The 17,255-nt window shown below is 69.6% G+C and carries 17 protein-coding genes; 4 read left to right on the forward strand and 13 right to left on the reverse strand.

Going from position 1 to position 17,255, the window contains the following annotated elements; translation table 11 throughout:
• Nucleotides 1–85 precede the first annotated feature (85 nt).
• From RZE77_RS16130 to RZE77_RS16150, 5 genes are all read right to left on the reverse strand, one after another.
• Nucleotides 86–916, reverse strand: a complete 831-nt coding sequence (locus tag RZE77_RS16130) for a formylmethanofuran dehydrogenase subunit C (protein WP_319438319.1) — start codon at nt 914–916, stop codon at nt 86–88.
• Nucleotides 913–1,866 (reverse strand): formylmethanofuran--tetrahydromethanopterin N-formyltransferase, encoded by a 954-nt coding sequence (gene fhcD, locus RZE77_RS16135; RefSeq protein WP_319438320.1) that lies wholly within the window; start codon nt 1,864–1,866, stop codon nt 913–915. The genes RZE77_RS16130 and fhcD overlap by 4 nt, the downstream gene beginning before the upstream one ends.
• Nucleotides 1,863–3,548 carry a formylmethanofuran dehydrogenase subunit A gene (locus tag RZE77_RS16140; RefSeq protein ID WP_319438321.1) on the reverse strand — a complete coding sequence of 562 codons (1,686 nt, stop codon included), beginning with the start codon at nt 3,546–3,548 and terminating at the stop codon, nt 1,863–1,865. Before RZE77_RS16140 ends, fhcD begins: the two co-directional genes overlap by 4 nt.
• Complete coding sequence (locus RZE77_RS16145; protein WP_319438322.1) at nt 3,545–4,768, reverse strand: molybdopterin-binding domain-containing protein; 1,224 nt, start codon at nt 4,766–4,768, stop codon at nt 3,545–3,547. The genes RZE77_RS16140 and RZE77_RS16145 overlap by 4 nt, the downstream gene beginning before the upstream one ends.
• Before the next feature lie 232 nt (nt 4,769–5,000).
• The gene (locus tag RZE77_RS16150) at nt 5,001–5,735 is read right to left on the reverse strand and encodes a HisA/HisF-related TIM barrel protein (protein WP_319438323.1); all 735 of its coding nucleotides are present in this window, start codon (nt 5,733–5,735) and stop codon (nt 5,001–5,003) included.
• A gap of 38 nt (nt 5,736–5,773) precedes the next feature.
• On the opposite strand from RZE77_RS16150, the gene RZE77_RS16155 reads away from it, so the two are divergent.
• The 3 genes from RZE77_RS16155 to RZE77_RS16165 are packed head-to-tail and all read left to right on the forward strand — an operon-like array spanning nt 5,774 to nt 8,449.
• Complete coding sequence (locus RZE77_RS16155; protein WP_319438324.1) at nt 5,774–6,763, forward strand: ATP-grasp domain-containing protein; 990 nt, start codon at nt 5,774–5,776, stop codon at nt 6,761–6,763.
• Nucleotides 6,750–7,850 carry a hydantoinase/oxoprolinase family protein gene (locus RZE77_RS16160; RefSeq protein ID WP_319438325.1) on the forward strand — a complete coding sequence of 367 codons (1,101 nt, stop codon included), beginning with the start codon at nt 6,750–6,752 and terminating at the stop codon, nt 7,848–7,850. The genes RZE77_RS16155 and RZE77_RS16160 overlap by 14 nt, the downstream gene beginning before the upstream one ends.
• Nucleotides 7,850–8,449, forward strand: coding sequence for an amino acid kinase family protein (locus RZE77_RS16165; RefSeq protein WP_124958051.1), 600 nt, complete (start codon nt 7,850–7,852; stop codon nt 8,447–8,449). The genes RZE77_RS16160 and RZE77_RS16165 overlap by 1 nt, the downstream gene beginning before the upstream one ends.
• 29 nt (nt 8,450–8,478) lie before the next feature.
• Here the strand turns inward: RZE77_RS16165 and RZE77_RS16170 are convergent, their stop codons facing one another.
• Genes RZE77_RS16170 through RZE77_RS16190 form a run of 5 tightly spaced genes read right to left on the reverse strand, consistent with a single transcriptional unit; the run spans nt 8,479 to nt 13,944 of the window.
• Nucleotides 8,479–9,183, reverse strand: coding sequence for a (5-formylfuran-3-yl)methyl phosphate synthase (locus RZE77_RS16170; RefSeq protein ID WP_319438326.1), 705 nt, complete (start codon nt 9,181–9,183; stop codon nt 8,479–8,481).
• Nucleotides 9,180–9,761 (reverse strand): DUF447 domain-containing protein, encoded by a 582-nt coding sequence (locus tag RZE77_RS16175; protein WP_319438327.1) that lies wholly within the window; start codon nt 9,759–9,761, stop codon nt 9,180–9,182. The genes RZE77_RS16170 and RZE77_RS16175 overlap by 4 nt, the downstream gene beginning before the upstream one ends.
• Nucleotides 9,758–11,242 (reverse strand): DUF6513 domain-containing protein, encoded by a 1,485-nt coding sequence (locus RZE77_RS16180; protein ID WP_319438328.1) that lies wholly within the window; start codon nt 11,240–11,242, stop codon nt 9,758–9,760. Before RZE77_RS16180 ends, RZE77_RS16175 begins: the two co-directional genes overlap by 4 nt.
• The gene (locus tag RZE77_RS16185) at nt 11,221–11,874 is read right to left on the reverse strand and encodes a flavoprotein (protein WP_319438329.1); all 654 of its coding nucleotides are present in this window, start codon (nt 11,872–11,874) and stop codon (nt 11,221–11,223) included. The genes RZE77_RS16180 and RZE77_RS16185 overlap by 22 nt, the downstream gene beginning before the upstream one ends.
• Nucleotides 11,875–11,892: 18 nt before the next feature.
• Nucleotides 11,893–13,944 carry a sigma-54-dependent Fis family transcriptional regulator gene (locus RZE77_RS16190; RefSeq protein ID WP_319438330.1) on the reverse strand — a complete coding sequence of 684 codons (2,052 nt, stop codon included), beginning with the start codon at nt 13,942–13,944 and terminating at the stop codon, nt 11,893–11,895.
• A gap of 306 nt (nt 13,945–14,250) precedes the next feature.
• Here RZE77_RS16190 and RZE77_RS16195 point away from each other — a divergent pair, with 306 nt between their 5' ends.
• The gene (locus tag RZE77_RS16195) at nt 14,251–14,682 is read left to right on the forward strand and encodes a dihydroneopterin aldolase (protein WP_124958301.1); all 432 of its coding nucleotides are present in this window, start codon (nt 14,251–14,253) and stop codon (nt 14,680–14,682) included.
• Nucleotides 14,683–14,761: 79 nt separating this feature from the next.
• On the opposite strand, the gene fae is transcribed toward RZE77_RS16195, so the two are convergent.
• The 3 genes from fae to RZE77_RS16210 form a co-directional block, all read right to left on the reverse strand.
• Nucleotides 14,762–15,274 carry a formaldehyde-activating enzyme gene (fae, locus tag RZE77_RS16200; protein ID WP_012748178.1) on the reverse strand — a complete coding sequence of 171 codons (513 nt, stop codon included), beginning with the start codon at nt 15,272–15,274 and terminating at the stop codon, nt 14,762–14,764.
• An 83-nt stretch (nt 15,275–15,357) separates the two neighbouring features.
• On the reverse strand, nt 15,358–16,305 hold the full coding sequence (locus RZE77_RS16205; protein WP_319442368.1) for a triphosphoribosyl-dephospho-CoA synthase: 948 nt from the start codon (nt 16,303–16,305) through the stop codon (nt 15,358–15,360).
• Nucleotides 16,302–17,255 (reverse strand): ATP-grasp domain-containing protein, encoded by a 954-nt coding sequence (locus RZE77_RS16210; protein WP_319438331.1) that lies wholly within the window; start codon nt 17,253–17,255, stop codon nt 16,302–16,304. Before RZE77_RS16210 ends, RZE77_RS16205 begins: the two co-directional genes overlap by 4 nt.

The following is a 17,255-nucleotide window of genomic DNA, read 5'->3' on the forward strand; positions in this document are numbered from 1 at the left end:
CGGAACCGGCTTTGCCGGGCCGCTGGTGTTGCCCCCGGTAGGGGGTTGGCGAAGCGACACGAAGTGCGCGAAGCTTGGGGGCGAGTCATAGACACACGATGAGTTCGCCTTTGCCGTCCGCTGAAAGATCACCCAGGTGGCGTTCGATGCGGCGTGCAGGCAAGTCGCTGAAAGCTCCGCCGTGGCGCGTCAGATCCCGCGCCAGCAAGGCCCAGAACACCGGCGTTGCGGTGCGGTTCGGCACAAAGGTCAATGCCGCCTCGATGCCCGCCGGCAGCGCCGCGCCCGGCGCTGCAAGGACGATGCTGCCGCGGCGCATGCCGTAGCCCGCATGCGCGCCGGCCTTTCCGCCCACGGCGATCGTGCCCGCCACCATGCGCGAGCCCAGGAACGCGCCCGCATCGCCATGGACAATCGCGGACCCGCGGCGCATGCGGTCGCCGAAGCGCTCGCCCGCATGGCCATGGACCACGAGGGTGCCGCCGCGCATGCCGTCCATGCTGCCGGGCAAGGTGCTGGCCGCGAAGTCGCCGACGTCGCCCTTCACGTCGATGCGGCCGCCGGCCATTTCGCAGGCGGCCAGCAGGCCGGCGCTGCCATCGATCTGCAGCGCGCCGCCGCGCATGCAGCCGCCCGCATAGTGGCCCGCATCGCCCTCGACGCGGATGCGCCCGCTGTCCATCTGCCAGCCGATGCGGTCGAAGCGCCCGAGATCGCCTTCGAAGCGAAGCACGCCCTCTTCCGTGCCCGGCGCAACATCGAACAGCTCGGCCAGCGCCAGCATCGCATTGCCATGGCCCACGCGCAGCTGCCCGACCTGTGCAGGCGAAAGCTCGGCGAGTGCCGCCGGCGTGATGCCACGCAGATCGACACGCAGCGCAGGTACCTGCCGCAGCCTGAAGTGCCAACCGCTCATGCCGCGTCTCCCGCCGCGCCCAGCAGCTTGTGCAGGTGGAAATGGAACGGCCCCAGCTTGCCGCCATAGTTGCCGGCCGAGATGCGCAGCAGGCCGCCCGCCGGCCCGATGGCAATGGCCGCTTCCATGCCCACGCGCATGGCGGCGCCCACGTCGGCCTCGGTCAGGCCGTCGATCACGATTTCCATCACGCAGCCGATCTCCTGTGCGGAAGTTCCGCCCGCCAGTTCGCTGTGCGCCACCAGCCCGACGAGGCTCGGGCAGAAGGCATCGTTGGTCGAGGCGTTGAGGTTCGCATAGCGGCTGCCGACCTTCGAGCCCGAGCGCACCACGCCGCCCGGAAACGGCATCACCACGTTGGGCAGCCGCTTCATCGCCGCCACCGCGGCTTCGGCGGCGGCCAGCGCGGCATCGGTGTCGCGCGCCAGCAGCAGCAGGTTGCCGCCGCCCACGGCCTTCACCACAGGCGTGTCTTCCTGCGCGACGAATTCGCCATCCATCACGGGCACGCGCCAGTAGCGCACGCCGTCGATCACCTTCGAAATTTGCCAGCCGTCGCCGAAGAAGCGCAGGTTCTTGCCGAGCGCCGCCACGTCGCTGCCGGGTGCGCCGCGCGGCAGGCCCGCGAACACCGCGGTGGTCGGACAGGTCAGCACGCACTGGCCGACGCGGCGCTCGAGTTGCTTGCCGAGCTCCTTGCCCGACATCGAGAAGATCAGCACGCTCACGCCGGGCCGGCCGTCGGGCGATTCGTCCGGCAATATCTCGCGCTCAATGCCGGCCTCGCAGCCGCAGGCGATCACCGAGGTCGCGAAGCCGGTGGCCGACACCGCCGCGTGGCGCGCCCACGCCATGTTGTGCGCCGTGATGAGAATGCGCGTGGCCTTCATCGGGAAGGCCTCGGCAAAGGTTTCGTCGATGACGACGCCGTTGCGCTCCAGGGCCTTCACGACGACGACTCCTTGAAGCACTCGGCCGGCAGCAGGCGCCCGCCGTTGCAGCACTGGCACAGCTCGTCGTGGCCGATGGCGATGTGGTCGAAATTGACCGAACCCTGCGCCGCAAGATGCCGGCGCAGCCGCTTCTCGATGCCGCGGTCGTAGTCGGGTGCGACGAAGTGCGTGCCGCCCACCGGCGCCGCCGTGACGCGGCCCGCGCGCGAGACCAGCACGCCGTCCTTGAACACGTATGCGGGCGTCGCGAACATGGCCTCGCGGTCGGCGTTCTCGCGGTACACCGCGATGTCGGCCGCGGCGCCCGCGCCCAGGTGGCCGCGGTCGCGCAGGCCCAGCAGCCGCGCGGGGCCGGCGCGGGTCATGATCGCGATCTCGTAGAGCGAGAGCTCGCGCGTGATGGAGCGCAGCGCAGCCTGCGCCGCCACTTCGGGATGCAGCTTGGCGAGCTGCTCCTCGCGGAAGCTGCGGTCCATCAAGAGGCGGATCAGGTGCGGATAGCTCGTGAACGGGCCGCCGTTGGGATGGTCGGTGGTCAGCACCACGCGCCATGGATCGTCGACCAGCAAGAAGATCTCCAGCCCGATGACCCACTGCAGCGCATTCACGTAGCTCTGCTCGCGGTAGCGGAACGGCACCACGCCGCAGCCGGCCTCGCATTCGATGTCGGCGCCGATCCACTTGCGCGGATCGGCCAGGCCCGACTGCGCATGCTGGCGCATGGTGTCGCCCGAGGCCGTGACCGTCTGGCCGAACATGATCTGGCCCACGTCGATGCTGACGTTCTTGTTCGCGTTCACCACCTCCGCGAGCTGCAGTGCGGCCGAGGAGAACTTCTTCGGCCCCTCGGTGCCATAGGCGTGGAACTGGATGTGCGTCAGGTGCCCGGGCAGGCCGTCGAGCGCGGCGATGGTGTCGAGCGTGGACTGGATGTTGCCGGCCACGCCCAGGTTGCTGCCGTGGATGTGCAGCGGATGCGGCACGCCAAGCTCGCGCAGCGCGCGTGCCAGCGTGTGCACCACCTGCCGCGGCGTGACCTGCCAGTGCACGTGGTTCTCGTCGACGTCGAGCTTGCGCTGGTTGAACTTGAAGGCCGAGATGCCGCCCGGGTTCACCACCTTCACGCCCATCGCCTTGCTGGCGTTGATGGTCCAGCCCGCATAGTCGCGGATGCGCTCGAAGTCCCAGCCCTCGGCCAGCATGCGCAGGAAGAGCTCGTCGTTCCCGAGCATCACGTAGGCGCCGTGGTCGAGGATCGGCGTGTCGCCCATCTCCATGTGCGCGTGCCGCGCATTGCAGGCCATCATGGCCGGCTCGAAGGCCGCCGTGTAGCCCATCTCGACATAGCGGTAGCCGGTGGCCAGCGTGCCCGGCGTGCAGGTGCCGCACGAGGCCAGCTCGAGCACGTTGTCGGGCAGCGCAATGGGGTTCGCGTTGGCGCGATGGTCTTCGGGCAGCAGCATGCGCGCGAGGTTGACCTTGCCGCCGCCGATGTGGGTGTGCATGTCGATGCCGCCGGCCATCACGATGCAGCCGCCGATGTCGATCTCCTCGGTGGCGGCTTCGTTCGGTGCGAGCTCGACCATGCGGCCATCGCGCACGTACAGGTCGCGCACCTCGTCGCGGCCGTTCGCGGGATCGATGACGCGGCCGCCGCGCAGGCGCAGTGTCGCCGTCATTGCACGCGCCCCTTCTTCAGCGCCTGCACCGCCTGCGTCAGGCGCCGGACCACCTCGGCCACGCCCGGCAGCCCGTCTTCGTACACGGGCCGCAGCGGCAGCAGCACCGAGCCGTCGGTGCGGAACAGATGGCCCGCGGAGCCGATGCCGGGTGTGGACACGGGAATGAACACCAGCCCGTGCGCGTCCTGGCTCGGGCGCATCCCCGGATGCCCGAGCACGATGCGCGGCATGCCTGCGGCTGGCGGCGCAGGCTCGGGGCCGTAGCTCGACACCCACAGCAGCGTGTCGGCCGCGCCATCGGCCAGCAGGCGCCCGGCATCGAAGCACAGCGGCTCATGCTCCAGGCCCAGCGGCCCGGCGCGCGAACGCAGCGGCAGGCCCGAGAGCCAGGCGAACACCTGGTTCACGGTGGAGGCGCCGTCGCCGCCGCCCAGCGGCAGCGAGGCCGCGCGCGTGCTGCGGTTGAGCGTGGCGACGATGCGCTGGATCGCCTCGACGATCAGCGCGCCCTGCGCCGGCAGCCGGCCCGATTCATACACCAGCACCGCATAGCGCGCCGCCTGCAGCCGCGCCGAAAGCGCCGCCAGGTCGGCCGGCACGCGGGCATCGTCCTTGGAAACACGGCCCGCGACCAGCGCCGCGAGCAGCGCCACGGTGTCGAACAGGTCGCCGTGCAGCGGCAGCGTTTCCACGGCCACGCCCTCCCGCTCCCCCACGCCGATGCGGCGGAAGAACTCCGGGTAGTGCGCCGCCGGCTCCTCGGTCATGCAGACGACCAGGTCGGCGCGCGTTTTTGCTTCCGCCAGCGTGGTGCTGAAGCCGCCGCGGTCCTGCAGCGCGCGCAGGCCATGCATCAGCGCCTGACCCTGGGCCGGGTCGCAGATGGCGCCGGTTTCGCAGGCCAGCGCATAGAGCGCCCTGGCGCCCGCGACATCGGTGCCGAGGCCGCCGAACAGGGGCTGGCGGCTGGCCGCGAGCAGCGAGGCGGCCTTGCCGATCGCCGTGTCCAGGTCGCAGTCCTGGCCGTCGACTTGAGGCTGTGCCAAGCCGGCCGAGGCATCGAAATTGGCGAGCGCCTTGCGCGCGCGTGGGCAGTCGCTGCCCACGAGCTTGAGCGGCGTGCCCACTTCCACGCCGAAGGTGTCGCACAGCAGGGGGCAAAAAGGGCAGGTCCAGGGGGCATTGCCGGGCGGCGCGGCAGTGTCGGGTTGATTCATGGGCAGGCCACCACGCAAGCCATGTGCCATTCACCCGCAGGGCCGCCGCGCCTTGGGACCGGGCCCTGTTGACACACACGAAGTGAGACAGAGTGTTGCGCTTTTGGCGGTCAATGCGTGCCGGCAGGGGCCGGCGGCAGTGCAAGCCGGCCCGCCGGTGGATGGCACGGTTCGTGTGTACAGCGGGCGGATGGCACGCCTCACCCACCCTCGTCGCACCGGCTTCGGCAGATCAGCGGCGTACGCGTGGCAATTGCAGGTCGTGCAGTGCGCTGGCCACCAGCCAGGCATCGGCGCCGGCGGCGCTCGCGCGCGCCAGGTCGTCCTCGCTGCGGATGCCGCCGGCACCGATCACCATCGCGCCCGGCGCCAGGCGCCTGACCTCCTGCAGCGTTTCCAGGTCGGGGCCGGCGCCGGAGCCGACGCGCTCCAGCGTCATCACGATCAGCCGCTTCGGCCACAGCTCCACCGCATCCCAGCAGCCGGCGGCATCGAGCCGCCGACCGTCGCGCCGGTCCAGCGACAGCGCCGCCCCGGGGTCGCCGGCGCCGTCACCGGCCGTGGCCTCGAAACAGCGCTCCAGCGCCTCGCGCGAACGCAGCGATTCGCTGCCGAACACCAGCACGATGCGCGAGGCATGCGGCGCCAGCTGTTCGCGCAGCGCCTGGCCGGCCGATGCGTCCGCAAGGCCGGCATCCAGCCACAGCTCGATGCCCGGCAGTGCCTGCAGCAGATCGGCCAGCACGCCGGCCTGCACCGCCCCGCCCTGCAAGGCATCGAGATCGGCCACGTACAGCTGGCGCGCCGCGCAGTGCTCGCACAGGATGCGCGCCACCGTCACCGGATCGCTGCTGGCGCACAGCGCCGACACGATCGGCCGGTAGGCCTTGCGGTCGCCGCGCACGGCCCGCACCACCTGGCCCTTCAGCAGGTCGACGACAGGGATCAGGTTCAGTTCGGAAGTCATGGAAAAGATGGGGAAGAGCCCGGAAAGTGGATGATGAAATGACCAAACGCGTTTTTGTTTACGAGTATCTCAGTGGCGGCGGCTGGAGCGACTATGGCGACGACGCCGCAGCCGACGAGCTGCTGCCGCTGGGCCTGTCGATGCGCGATGCCATGGTGGCGGACCTGGTGCGCGCCGCCGATTGTTCGGTTTCCGCGGCGGTCTGCGAACCGGGGAACACCCTGCCTGCAGGCGCCGTGCCACTGCGGGCGCGCGCCAACGAATCGGCCTTCGACTTCGTCGCGCGGCAGAGCGCGCTGCACGACCTGGTGTGGCTCGTGGCACCCGAGACGGACGGCCTGCTCGCGCGCTTCCAGCGCACGGTGGGCGATGCACGCTGGCTCGGCTGCAGCGCCGAGGCCATCGAGCTCACGGCCGGCAAGAAGGCCACGCTCGCACACCTGGCCGCGCACGGCGTGCAGACGCCGCTGGCCTTTGCCGATGCGCCCGATATCGCACGCTGGGTGGTCAAGCCCGACGACGGCGCCGGCGGCGTGGCCACCCACGTGCACGCCCGCCACGCCGATGCGCTCGACGACCAGGCCCTGCGCGCGCAGGCCGGCGCCACCTTGACGCTCGAGCCCTGGATCGAGGGCGAAGCCCTGAGCCTCTCGCTGCTGTGCACGGAGCAGAATGCCGAAATGCTGAGCATCAACCGCCAATGCATTTCGATCGATGCGCACGGCAGGCTGTCTTTCGATGGCGTGAACGTCGATGCGGTGGGCCGCGGCGACCCGCGCCGGCATGCCCTGGCCGCACTGGCCATGCAGGTGGCGCATGCCATCCCCGGGCTGCGCGGCTTCGCGGGCATCGACCTGGTCTGGCATCCGCAGCACGGGCCGGTGCTGATCGAGGTCAATCCGCGTGTGACCTGCGCCTATGTCGGGCTCTCGGCGGCGCTGGGCCGCAACCTCGCGGCGGAGCTGCTGGCGGACCGCCTGCACGGCGGCGGCACCCAGGAACGGGAACTTGCGCGTGCCGTCGCCTGAACGCACCACCATCGGCTGGGACATCGGCGGCGCCCATGTGAAGGCCTGCCTGCTGCAAGGCGGCGAGGTGGTCGACGTGGCGCAGTGGGGCTGTCCGCTCTGGCAGGGCCTCGACCATCTGGCGCGTGCGCTGCAGGCCGCAAGCACGCGCTGGCCCGTGCTTGCGTCCGCACAGCATGCCGTCACCATGACGGGCGAAATGGTCGACCTGTTTCCCGACCGCGAAGCCGGCGTGCGCGGCATTGCCGCCGCACTGGCGGCCACGCTGCCCACGCGGCCGGGCGCGCTGCATTTCTTTGCCGGCGATGCGGGCTGGTGCACCGCGGCGGATGTCGCGCGGCACTGGGAGCACATCGCCTCGGCCAACTGGCTCGCGACCGCGCGGCATGCCGCGCTCGTGTTCCCCGAAGGCGTGCTGGTCGACATCGGCAGCACCACCACCGACCTGATCGCCTTCGGCAACCAGCGCGTGCTGACCACCAACCGCACCGACGCCGAGCGCCTGGTGAGTGGCGAGCTCGCCTACCACGGCGTGGTGCGCACGCCAGTGTGCGCGTTGACGCAGCGCATCGAATGGCGCGGCCAGGCAAGGCATGTGATGAACGAGTTCTTCGCGACCACGGCCGACGTCTATCGCCTGTGCGGCGAGCTCGAGCCGGCGCACGACCTGCACCCCAGCGCCGACAACGCAGCCAAGAGCCTGCCGGCCACGCGCCAGCGCCTTGCGCGCATGGTGGGGCTGGACGAGCGCGATGCGTCCGCCGAAGAATGGCTGGAGCTCGCACGCGCCTGGCGCGCGGCGCAGGTCGAGGCTATCGGTGCGCAGTTGCGCCGCGTGCTGGCGGCGCATGCGCTCTCGCGCGATGCCGTGGTGGTGAGCGCAGGCTGCGGCGCCTTCCTGGTGCTCGGCCTGGCCGCCGTTGCGACTGCAGGCGAAGGCACGGCGTCAGTGCCGCGCCGCTTTGCTGCCTATGGCAGCGAGGTGGCAAACGTCGCCCGCCATGCGTCCGCGGGCACCGCTGGCTGGGCGCAGGTGTGCGCACCGAGCGTGGCGGTGGCCGCGCTGTTCGAAAGGGAGCACGACTGATGTGGGTGGTCAAGATTGGCGGCAGCCTCTGCGCCGACCCGGTGCTGCCGCAGTGGCTCGATCTGCTGACGCAGATCGGCGGTGGCCGCGTCACGGTGGTCTGCGGCGGCGGGACCTTCGCAGACGAAGTGCGGCGCGTGCAGGCGCACTGGCAGTTCAACGACCTGGCCGCGCACAACATGGCAGTGCTGGCCATGGCGCAGACGGCCTACCAGCTGCATGCGCTGAATCCGGCGCTGCAACTGGCCGCGCGCAAGACCGAAATCCCCGACCTGCTGCGGCGCGGAAAAACCGCGCTGTGGCTGCCGCTCGAACTGCGGCGCGACAAGCCGGACGGCCGCACCAGCTGGGACGCCACGTCCGACACCATCGCGCTCGACCTCGCCAAGCATCTCAATGCCGAGCAGCTGGTGCTGGTGAAGTCGTGCACCATCGATCCGCAGATGACGCTCAATGAGCTTGGCGACGCCGGCGTGGTCGACCAGCAGTTTGCCGAACGCTCCGGCGATGCGGCGTTTCCGATCACCCTGCTCCACAAGAACCAGCTCGCGACCATGCGTGCGCTGCTGCTGGGCGAGGCGACCTTCGCCCCGCGCTGAGCGGGCCTTGCGCCCGCTCACAAAAAAATTCAGGCCGCTACAGGCTCCACCGCCTCGCCATGCAGCATCGCGGCCAGTGCCGCAAGCCGCTCCGGGCTGAGCGCCGCCTTGCGGTCGCCCACGCAGACGGCGCTGCGAAACCCCGCGAAGTCCGGCGCCAGCGACTGCAGCAGCGGAACATGTGCCGTGCGCAGCGCGCCCGCCACGCCGGCCATTTGCCCCGCGGCGCGCACCTGGACCAGGAAGGCGCGCAGATCGGCCATCGGCACGGCATCGAACAGGCTGCCGGCCTGCTTGTCGGCGGTGTCGACCATGAGCCCGGGAAAGCCGAGCGTGCAGGCATGCGCGGTCAGCGCGGCATCGAGCCCGCGGTCGCCGATGAAGACCGGCACCACCGGCCAGTGGCAGGCCGCGAGCGCATCGAGCACCGCAAAGGCTTCTGGCCCGCGCTCGATGCCGACCTTCACGTAGTCGACGCCGCAGGCACCCACCGCGTCCACCTGCGCCACGATGGCATCCAGCGCATGCATCGGGAGGTCGCCGATCGTCGCGCTCACGGGCAGGCCGATGCCGTGCCCGCGCAGCGCGCCCACGATGGCGCCGATGGTTGCCACCGGCAAGCCGCCCAGTGCGCCTTCGTTGGGTTCCTTCAGGTCGATGAAGTCGGCGCCGCCGCTGGCCGCGAGCAGGGCTTCGTCCACGCTGCGTACGCTCACCAGCATGTGCATCGTCATGATGTGCGCTCCCGGGCGGCGGCGCGGTGTTGCGCGACCGCGGCGCGCAGCCACTCCCAGGCTTCGCGTTCCTCGGGGCCGGCGGTCTTGTCGATCGCGATCTGCAGGTAGGTCATTTCGGTTTCCACTTTCTCGGGAGGAAGCATGTGCAGCCGGCTCACCAGCACGGCGCCTTCGATCACCGCGGCCTGCGCGCGGTTGAAGCCGGCAAACGGCGCATGCGTGGCCTCGTGCACAGCCACCATGCGCAGCACCGGCCGCTGCACGTCGTCGCGCTGCTCGGCCAGTTCGAGCTCGACGTGGCGCAGTGCAGAAGCGAGCCGCACGCCTTCGATGCGCTCGGCCGGCAGCGTGGGCCACAGCTTGCGGCCCGTGACGCAGCCTGCGAACACACGCGTGTCGCAGACGATGTTGAGCACCGCATGGCCGGTGGCCACGATGTTGTCGTGCGTGGTCGAGGGCTTGAACGGCATCAGCAGGATGCCGCCCTCCTGGTAGCGGATGCCCATCGGCGCCACGTGCGGCTTGCCGCCGGGGGCCACGGTGGTCACCACGGCTTCGAAGATCTGGTCGTTCATGAGGGTGATGGCGCGGTGGTGATGGTGGTGCTCGTGGCATCGGTCTCTGCCGCGCTGTTCTTCTTCGATGTCTTCATGGTGGTTCCCGGGGCGCACCAGCGCGCGAGGTCCTCGGTGGCCCGCGGTGCGGCGCAGCCCCAGTCGAGCGGCTGGTCCTGCACGTAGCGCTTGCCGAGCTGCCATGCGATCTCGGCGCGCGCCAGTTCCACGCCCATGTAGAACGCATGGTCGGCGTCGTCTTGCAATTGCAGCTGCGGCCAGAGTTCGAAGGCGCCCTGCGCGAGCCGCATGCCGTCGCGGTTGTAGACGTGCAGGCCCAGCGGCGAGATCTGCACGCGGAAGTTGGGGTCGCGCACCTGCGAGGCGATCTCGCCGATTTCTTCGGGCGTGTCGGGGAACGGATGCTTGGCGTGCACCGTCATCAGCGCATCGCTCATGCCCTTGGGCAGCGTGGCGTTGCGCGCCGCGGCATGCATGATGCGGCGCGCCCAGTCGGCCTCGCTCACCGCGCGGCGCGCATGCTGGCTCACCTGCGTGGTCAGCACCGCCGCCACGTTGAGCTCGGCGGCAATGCCGAACAGCACCGCGTTGATGCCGCTGGTGTCGGCCTCGGTGAGCTCGGTGAGGTTGCCTACACCCAGCATGATCGGCGCATCGGGAAAGCGCTCGCGCAACCGGTGGTAGCGCACGATGGAGGCGGTCAGGCCGAAGGGTATCGGGTCGAGGATCGAATCGGCCAGAAAGGCGCGGCCGCGGCGCTGCATCTGCGCCACGGCTTCGTACAGCGATTCTTCATCGGCCGGAACGCGCGGTATCAGCACGGGCGTGGCCGCGACCTCGTCGGCGATCCACAGGGTGTCGAGCGTGAGGCTCAGCAGGTAGTCGGCGCCGGCCTTGCCGCCGAGCAGCAGTTCCTGCGTGTCGCTCGAATCGACGCTGACCTGGAAGCCCGCGGCCTTCAGCGCCTGCACGCTCTCGGACAGATGGTCGAAGCGCGTCTCGGGCAGGCAGCCCAGGTCGATCACGTTGGCGCCATCGGCCGCGAGCTGCTGCGCGCGCTCGATGATCTGCGCCACCGAGAGCCGCGGCGCGTCGACGATCTCGGCAAAGATCGCGACCTCGTAGTCGTCCAGGTCGACCGCGCGCGCGCTGCGGTTGAAGTGGCGCGGCAGGTCCTTCAGCTCCTGCGGGCCGCGCTCCACCGGAACGCCGAAGTGAAGGCTCAGCGCCTCGACGTCGCCGCGGCAGCGGCCCGGCACCATGATGCGGTCGGCGCGGCGCGGCGCGGCGCCCTCGCCTTCGCCCTCGCTGAACACGGGGGCCGCAACGCGACGGCGGATCATGTCGGCCGTCATCAGCGCCGCCACCTGCAGACCGATCTCGCGCACTTCCCATGTGAACGGTGCCGCCTCGATCCCGGCCAGCACCCGCGTGAGGCTGGCTTGGGCGAGGCGCCCGGTCAGGAAGACGATGTGTTCCATGCGAGAGAAAGTTCCTTCAGGCGCGTGTCGAGCGCGGTCTCCAATTGGGCCGGTGAACAGACCACCTGGCAAAAGTCGATGCCGCGCAGCCGCTCCACGTTGTCCAGTTCGATGCGCCGCGGACGCAGCGTGACCCAGTCATGCGGCGACTTGGTCACCACCACCGGTTCCGTATCGCATGCAAACACGATGCCAGGAATGCCGAGCTTTCCAGCCTGCGCAAACATGTTGGTCGGCAGCGAGTCGCTGATGCCGAATGCGCACTTGGCCACGGTGTTGCTGGTGGCCGGCGCCACCACCACCGTGTGATAGACGTCGTCATAGAGCATGCCGACCGGCACGCCGCTGGCGGTCTTGTCGCGGAAGACACGGAAGCGCGGCCTGAGCGCCTCGATCTGCAGCTTGTAGATCGGCAGCACCTCTTCAGCGGCGGCCGAGAGGAACAGGTCGACCGAGGGCAGCCGCGCCGCAATGGCGAGAGATTCCTCAAGGAAATGACCCGAACCCGTGATGCACCAGGCCAGCCGCGAGCGCGGCGGCGATGCCGGCAGCGGCGCTTCGCCGTCTTCGGCAGCCAGCGCGGCGCTGCGTGGATCGATCTTGCCCGTGTCCGTCGGCTCCCCGTTCGTCATGTCTGCGAGCCTTGAGGCTCAATCGGGTGGAGAGATCTCGATGTGAAGCTTGTGGAGTTTTCGGTACAGGGTGTTGCGACTGACATCGAGCGCCTTGGCGACGTTGCTCACGTTCCAGCGATGCTGCTCGAGCATCTGCAGCAGCACCTGCCGCTCGTTGGCCTGGATCGGGTTGAGTTGCTTGATGGCGGGCGCCGCATCGGACGACGCCGCGTCCGCGGCGGCATCGGCCGGTTCGGACACCGCAGCGGCATGCGCCAGCGCGGGCAATGGCGACGGCGCCGTGCGCACGGCCAGCGAAGGCAGGTGCTCCCGCGTGATGGTCTTGCCGTCGGCCAGCGCGGCGGCGCTGCGCAGCACGTGGCGCAATTGCCTCAGGTTGCCGGGCCATGAATAAGCCATGAGCAGGCGCTCAGCCTCTTCGCCGAGCCGGCTGTCGCTGCCGCCTTCGTCCTTGAGCACGTCGTGGATGAGCTCGCGCTTGTCGCTGCGGTCGCGCAAGGCGGGCAGGTCGAGTTCGATGCCGGCCAGGCGGTAGTAGAGGTCTTCGCGGAAGCGGCCTTCGCGCACGAGGCTCGGCAGGTGCTGGTGGCTCGCGCTCACGAGCTGGAAGTCCACCGGATGGGTGTCCTCGGTGCCCAGCGGCGTGACCTGGCGCTCGTCGAGCACGCGCAGCAGCCGGGCCTGCAGCTCCAGCGGCATGTCGGCGATTTCGTCGAGGAACAAGGTGCCGCCATCGGCCTGCAGGATCTTGCCGCGCCGACCGCTGCGCTGTGCGCCGGTGAAGGCGCCGGCCTTGTAGCCGAAGAGTTCGGATTCGATCAGCGTCTCGGGCAGGCTCGCGCAATTGACCGCGACGAAGGCGCCCTCGGCATGCGGGCTGCTCTCATGGATGGCGCGCGCGAACACTTCCTTGCCCGAGCCCGTCTCGCCGCACAGCAGCACGGGGGTTCGGCGCGCGACCACGCGCCGCGCGGTGTCCAGGTGCGCGACGAGCCGCGCGTCCTTGAAGGTGCGAACGCTCGGCGCACGCGCGGCCGCCGGCCGCAGCGGCGCACGGAAGGCTTCGGCACCCGTCTCCGCCACCATCGAAGCCGTGCCCGCCGCGCCGGCCACGCGCGCACGCGCCGGCGTGGCGGCATCGGAGGCCGGACGCCGCGCCACCGCGAAGAAGCGCAGCGCCGCATTGGCCCGGTAGGCGACCACCGGATGGAATGAAGAAGAAAGGCTGCGCTGGACGATGTCCTCGAGCGAGGTCTGGAACAGGTCGTCGATGCGCTGCGTGCGGATCTCGTCCATCGACTGCAGGCCGAGCTGGAACAAGGCGCTGCGGTTGGCCGCGAGGATGCGCCCGTCGTCGCCGACCGCGAGCTTGCCTTCGTGCAGCGTGTAGACGAATTCGGGCCGGCTGTGGAAGTGCAGCGGATGCGCATTCGAGAAGCGCTTGTCGATGAGCCGGTTCTCGATCATGCGCGCGGTCATGCCCAGCAGCACCAGCACGTGCTGCTGCATGAGGCTGGAGCGGCTGGTCACATCGAGCACCGCGATGATCTCGCCGGACGGATCGAACACCGGCACCGCCGAACACGTGAGCTGCGTGAAGTGGCTGAAGAAATGTTCTTCGCGCCGAACGGAGATCGGATGCGCCGCCGCCAGGCAGGTGCCCATGCCGTTGGTGCCGGCTTCGGCCTCGCCCCACATGCCACCGGCGCGCAGGCCCATGGGTTCCGCTTCGGCGGCGAACTCGGGCGAGGACACCATGTGCACGATCACGCCGTCGGTATCGGTCAGCACCACGGCAGACTCGGCATCGGCGAGCTGCTGGTAGAGCGTGGTCATCTCGTAGCGCGCGCACTCGATGACGTCGGCATGCTGGTTGCGCCGGCTCTGCAGCGCAGACGATGCAATGACCACCGGTTCGCGCGGGCGACCCGGATCGAGCTGGTACTGGTTCAGGCAACGGCTCCACGAGCGCGTGACCAGATCATTGCCCTCTTCATGAAAGCCCCGCCTCACCACGTCGAGCACACGGTCAGCGTGTCGATCGCCTTGCCTCAGCGTCAATGTCATTGGAGTTCTCCGGCGCGTTCCATCATGTCTCGTTCGGCCCATTGTTGTGCCTGCCGGCTCGCCGCGCACCCGGTGAAACACCAAGCACTGGCAATGCCGGAGCGGGTCCGGTCTCTGGCCTGCATTTTGCGTTGACGAATCTCGCTGGGGTGGGCTTGCATGCCGCCAGACACACTTTCAAACACATTCGATCACCGGAGACACCACTTGAACACCAGCCCGCGTCCTTCCGTCGCCCGCCTTTCCTCCTCGAATGCCTCGCCTGCCTCGAACGCATCGCCCGACGCCGCCGAGGCAGCCGCGCCCATGGACCTGATCTTCATCGAGGGCTTCAGCGGCCAGACGGTGATCGGCATCCACGACTCCGAGCTGCATCATCCGCAGCCCCTCTTGATCGACGTGCACGCCGGCGTGCCCCGCGCACGCGCCTGCGACACCGACCGCATCGGCGACACCATCGACTACGGCGTGGTGCGCGAGCGGCTGGTGCGGCTCATGGCCGAGCACCGGCTGCAACTGCTCGAGGCCTTCGCAGAGGCCATTGCCGACATCCTCATCGACGAGTTCGGCGCCAGCTGGGTCCGCGTGAAGGTCGTGAAGCCGCGCAAGTTCGACGATGTGCAGGCCGTGGGCGTGCAGATCGAGCGCCACGCGCCCACGCATCGCGCCTCGAAGCTGGTGCACGGCGCCACCGTGCTGAACTTCCTTGCGAGCGGCATGGTGCCCGCCAAGCACTGAGCACTCACGCCTGCCGCGCGATGCGGCAGCAAGAAAAAAACCGGCGCGGTCCTCGCGCCGGTTTTTTGCTTTCTGCGACTCAGAGATGGGCTGCGAACGGATGTGCCGTCGTGCCCTTCTTGTCGACCACTTCCGCGGCCGTCGGCGAGCCGGCCACGGCGCGTTGGATGGCCTCGCGGGTGGCCTGGTAGTTGTAGTCCTGGATCTTCTTGTCGTCGTCGGCAAGCCAGTGGATGAACACGCCGACGCAGATGAACAGGTTGTCCGCCTCCGCCATGGGGATGGTGCCATCCTCGACGCTGTCGGCCACCGCCAGCGCCACGGCGCGCTGCGCCGGGCCGAACATCTGCACCGCCTGCTTGGCGCCCTTGATGGTCACTTTGTTGAACATCACGGTGGCCGGCTTGGTCAGCAGGTTGGGAGCCACGACTGCGAGCAGCGAAGTGAAGCCGTCCTTGTTGTTCGTCAACGCATTCGCGAAGGCTGTCTCGGCAGCGCTGCCGCGCGGTCCGATGATCAGGTCGATATGGGCTACTTCATTGCCGTCGCCAACGAGCGATTCGCCCACCATCAGTCGATCGATTTTTGCCATGGTTTCGAGTCTCCTCTCAGAGGTCCAAGGTGATTAGGGTCAATACGACACCGGTCAGGAAGACCAGCGCAAAGCCATGGGTATCACGATCCGTGCCATCCATTCGCCGCCTCGCGCGCGGGTGCCGCGCACGAGCGGATCCAGCCCGAAAGCAACAGCGCCGCCACAGTGAAATCGGCGCTGGTGCCGGGGTTGACGCCTGCGGCCTTGAGGGAAAGGTCCCAGGCGGCGAAGCCGGGGTCGGCATCGAGCGCCACGCCCGCGCCGGCACGCTCCCGCCAGGCCTGCGCCGCCGTCATGACAGTCTGTGCCACGCGCTCTCCGTGTTTTCGAACAATGTGTGAATCAGGAAAGGCGCTCAGACAAGCCAGGTAAAGCCGTTGGACGAAAGCCACAGTGGCGGTATCGGGCGGTGCACCGGCATCGGCCGGCGCTTCGCCGCAGCCCGCCGGGTGGACCGGTTCCTGGAACGCGAGCGCGAACAGGTCCGCAAATCCGTCGCGGTACTGGCGCGCGATGAGGTCGCGGTCCGCGGCAAGGGCCATGGCGGCACGCAGGTCGACGCTCGGCGCATCGCGCACGTCCTCGGCCGGCGCGGTGCCCAGGCCACCGGGATGCGCCTGCGCGATGGCGCGATAGGCGGCACGCGCATCGTCGATGTCGAGCGTGGCCAGCACCGACTCCACCGCCGCGCGCAAGGCTGCGGGGGATCCGGCCTGCGGATGCTGCTCCACCGCGAGCGCGATCGGCGCGCACAGCAGCAGGATGCCGAGGTTGGTGTTGCACCCCGCCACCGCCCAGGTGGCCGCCACGGCGGCCTCGATGCGCGCGCCCACACGCAAGCCGGGCTCGAACAGCGCACCGGCCGCGGCCTCGGCGCTGGCGATGAACATCGAGGCCTGCATGCCGTGGCCCGGCGAAGCCTGGCTCACGTTGCCGGGCTTGCGCACGGCCACGTCGAGCCAGCAGGCGCGCAGGAAGCAGGCCCGCGCACGCTCGATGGCCGCCTGCCGCGCGTTCGTCATCATCAGGCGCGGCGCTCCGGCAGCGGCAGGCTCTGCTGCACGAGGCGGTGCGCCTGCGCGAGCTTGCGGTCGAGCAGGTCGTCGACGATGGCGCGCGCGATGTTGAACCCCGTCACGCGCTGCAGCCCCTGCCAGGCGGCCACGCCGTTGACCTCGAGCACCTGGATCTTCGGCCCGCTGGCCGCCGCGATGAGGTCCACGCCCGCGTAGTCCATGTCGAGCGCCTGGGCCGCGCCTTCGGCCAGCTGCGCGAGCGCGGGCTCCAGCGTGGCCGGCTCGCAGCGCGCGCCCTGGGCCACGTTGTGGATCCAGTGCATGCTGACGCGCCGCATCGCGGTGACGGCGCGCCCGCCCACCACCATCACGCGCCAGTCGAAACCCGGCGAGGCCATGGGCGGCACGAAGCGCTGCAGATAGGCCAGGCCCGCGTAGCGCGCATCGATGTCGGGCATCGGATGATGAACGCCGTCGACCTCACCCACCAGCTGCAGGTTCTTGCCCTGCGAACCGAACAAGGGCTTGAGCACCAGCGCATGGCCCGCGGCTATCTCGCGCATGGCGATGCGCCGCGCCTGCGCCGCCGATTCGGTGGCCCAGGTGGCGGGCGCGGGAATGCGCGCGGCATGCAGCAGCAGGCTGGTCATCGACTTGTCGACCGTGCGCTCGATGGCGCGCGCATCGTTGTAGACCGGCACGCCCAGCTCGCGCAGGGCATGCAGCACGCCCAGGCGCTTGGTGACCTGCTCGAAGCTTCCGCCGGCAATGCCGCGCACCAGCACCGCATCGGGCAGCTCGCGGCCGTAGCCGGGAATGACCAGGCCATGCCATGCCGCGGTGGTGTCGATGTTGCAGTCGGCCAGGTCGACGCAGCGGCCCACCGCGCCGCGTGCGCGCAGCGCAGCCTGCAGCTGGCGCGTGTGCCAGCCGATCTCGTCCGTCATGATGACTATGCGCAC

The organism is Variovorax sp. SPNA7 (assembly GCF_033807855.1).
Lineage (GTDB): Bacteria > Pseudomonadota > Gammaproteobacteria > Burkholderiales > Burkholderiaceae_C > Variovorax > Variovorax beijingensis.

What these genes read in the sequence shown, in the direction of transcription:
- RZE77_RS16130 (WP_319438319.1), bottom strand. Translation starts at nt 916, where the DNA reads ATGAGCGGTTGGCACTTCAGGCTGCGGCAGGTACCTGCGCTGCGTGTC.
- RZE77_RS16140 (WP_319438321.1), bottom strand. Translation starts at nt 3,548, where the DNA reads ATGACGGCGACACTGCGCCTGCGCGGCGGCCGCGTCATCGATCCCGCG.
- RZE77_RS16145 (WP_319438322.1), bottom strand. Translation starts at nt 4,768, where the DNA reads ATGAATCAACCCGACACTGCCGCGCCGCCCGGCAATGCCCCCTGGACC.
- RZE77_RS16150 (WP_319438323.1), bottom strand. Translation starts at nt 5,735, where the DNA reads ATGACTTCCGAACTGAACCTGATCCCTGTCGTCGACCTGCTGAAGGGC.
- RZE77_RS16155 (WP_319438324.1), top strand. Translation starts at nt 5,774, where the DNA reads ATGACCAAACGCGTTTTTGTTTACGAGTATCTCAGTGGCGGCGGCTGG.
- RZE77_RS16165 (WP_124958051.1), top strand. Translation starts at nt 7,850, where the DNA reads ATGTGGGTGGTCAAGATTGGCGGCAGCCTCTGCGCCGACCCGGTGCTG.
- RZE77_RS16170 (WP_319438326.1), bottom strand. Translation starts at nt 9,183, where the DNA reads ATGACGATGCACATGCTGGTGAGCGTACGCAGCGTGGACGAAGCCCTG.
- RZE77_RS16175 (WP_319438327.1), bottom strand. Translation starts at nt 9,761, where the DNA reads ATGAACGACCAGATCTTCGAAGCCGTGGTGACCACCGTGGCCCCCGGC.
- RZE77_RS16180 (WP_319438328.1), bottom strand. Translation starts at nt 11,242, where the DNA reads ATGGAACACATCGTCTTCCTGACCGGGCGCCTCGCCCAAGCCAGCCTC.
- RZE77_RS16185 (WP_319438329.1), bottom strand. Translation starts at nt 11,874, where the DNA reads ATGACGAACGGGGAGCCGACGGACACGGGCAAGATCGATCCACGCAGC.
- RZE77_RS16190 (WP_319438330.1), bottom strand. Translation starts at nt 13,944, where the DNA reads ATGACATTGACGCTGAGGCAAGGCGATCGACACGCTGACCGTGTGCTC.
- RZE77_RS16195 (WP_124958301.1), top strand. Translation starts at nt 14,251, where the DNA reads ATGGACCTGATCTTCATCGAGGGCTTCAGCGGCCAGACGGTGATCGGC.
- fae (WP_012748178.1), bottom strand. Translation starts at nt 15,274, where the DNA reads ATGGCAAAAATCGATCGACTGATGGTGGGCGAATCGCTCGTTGGCGAC.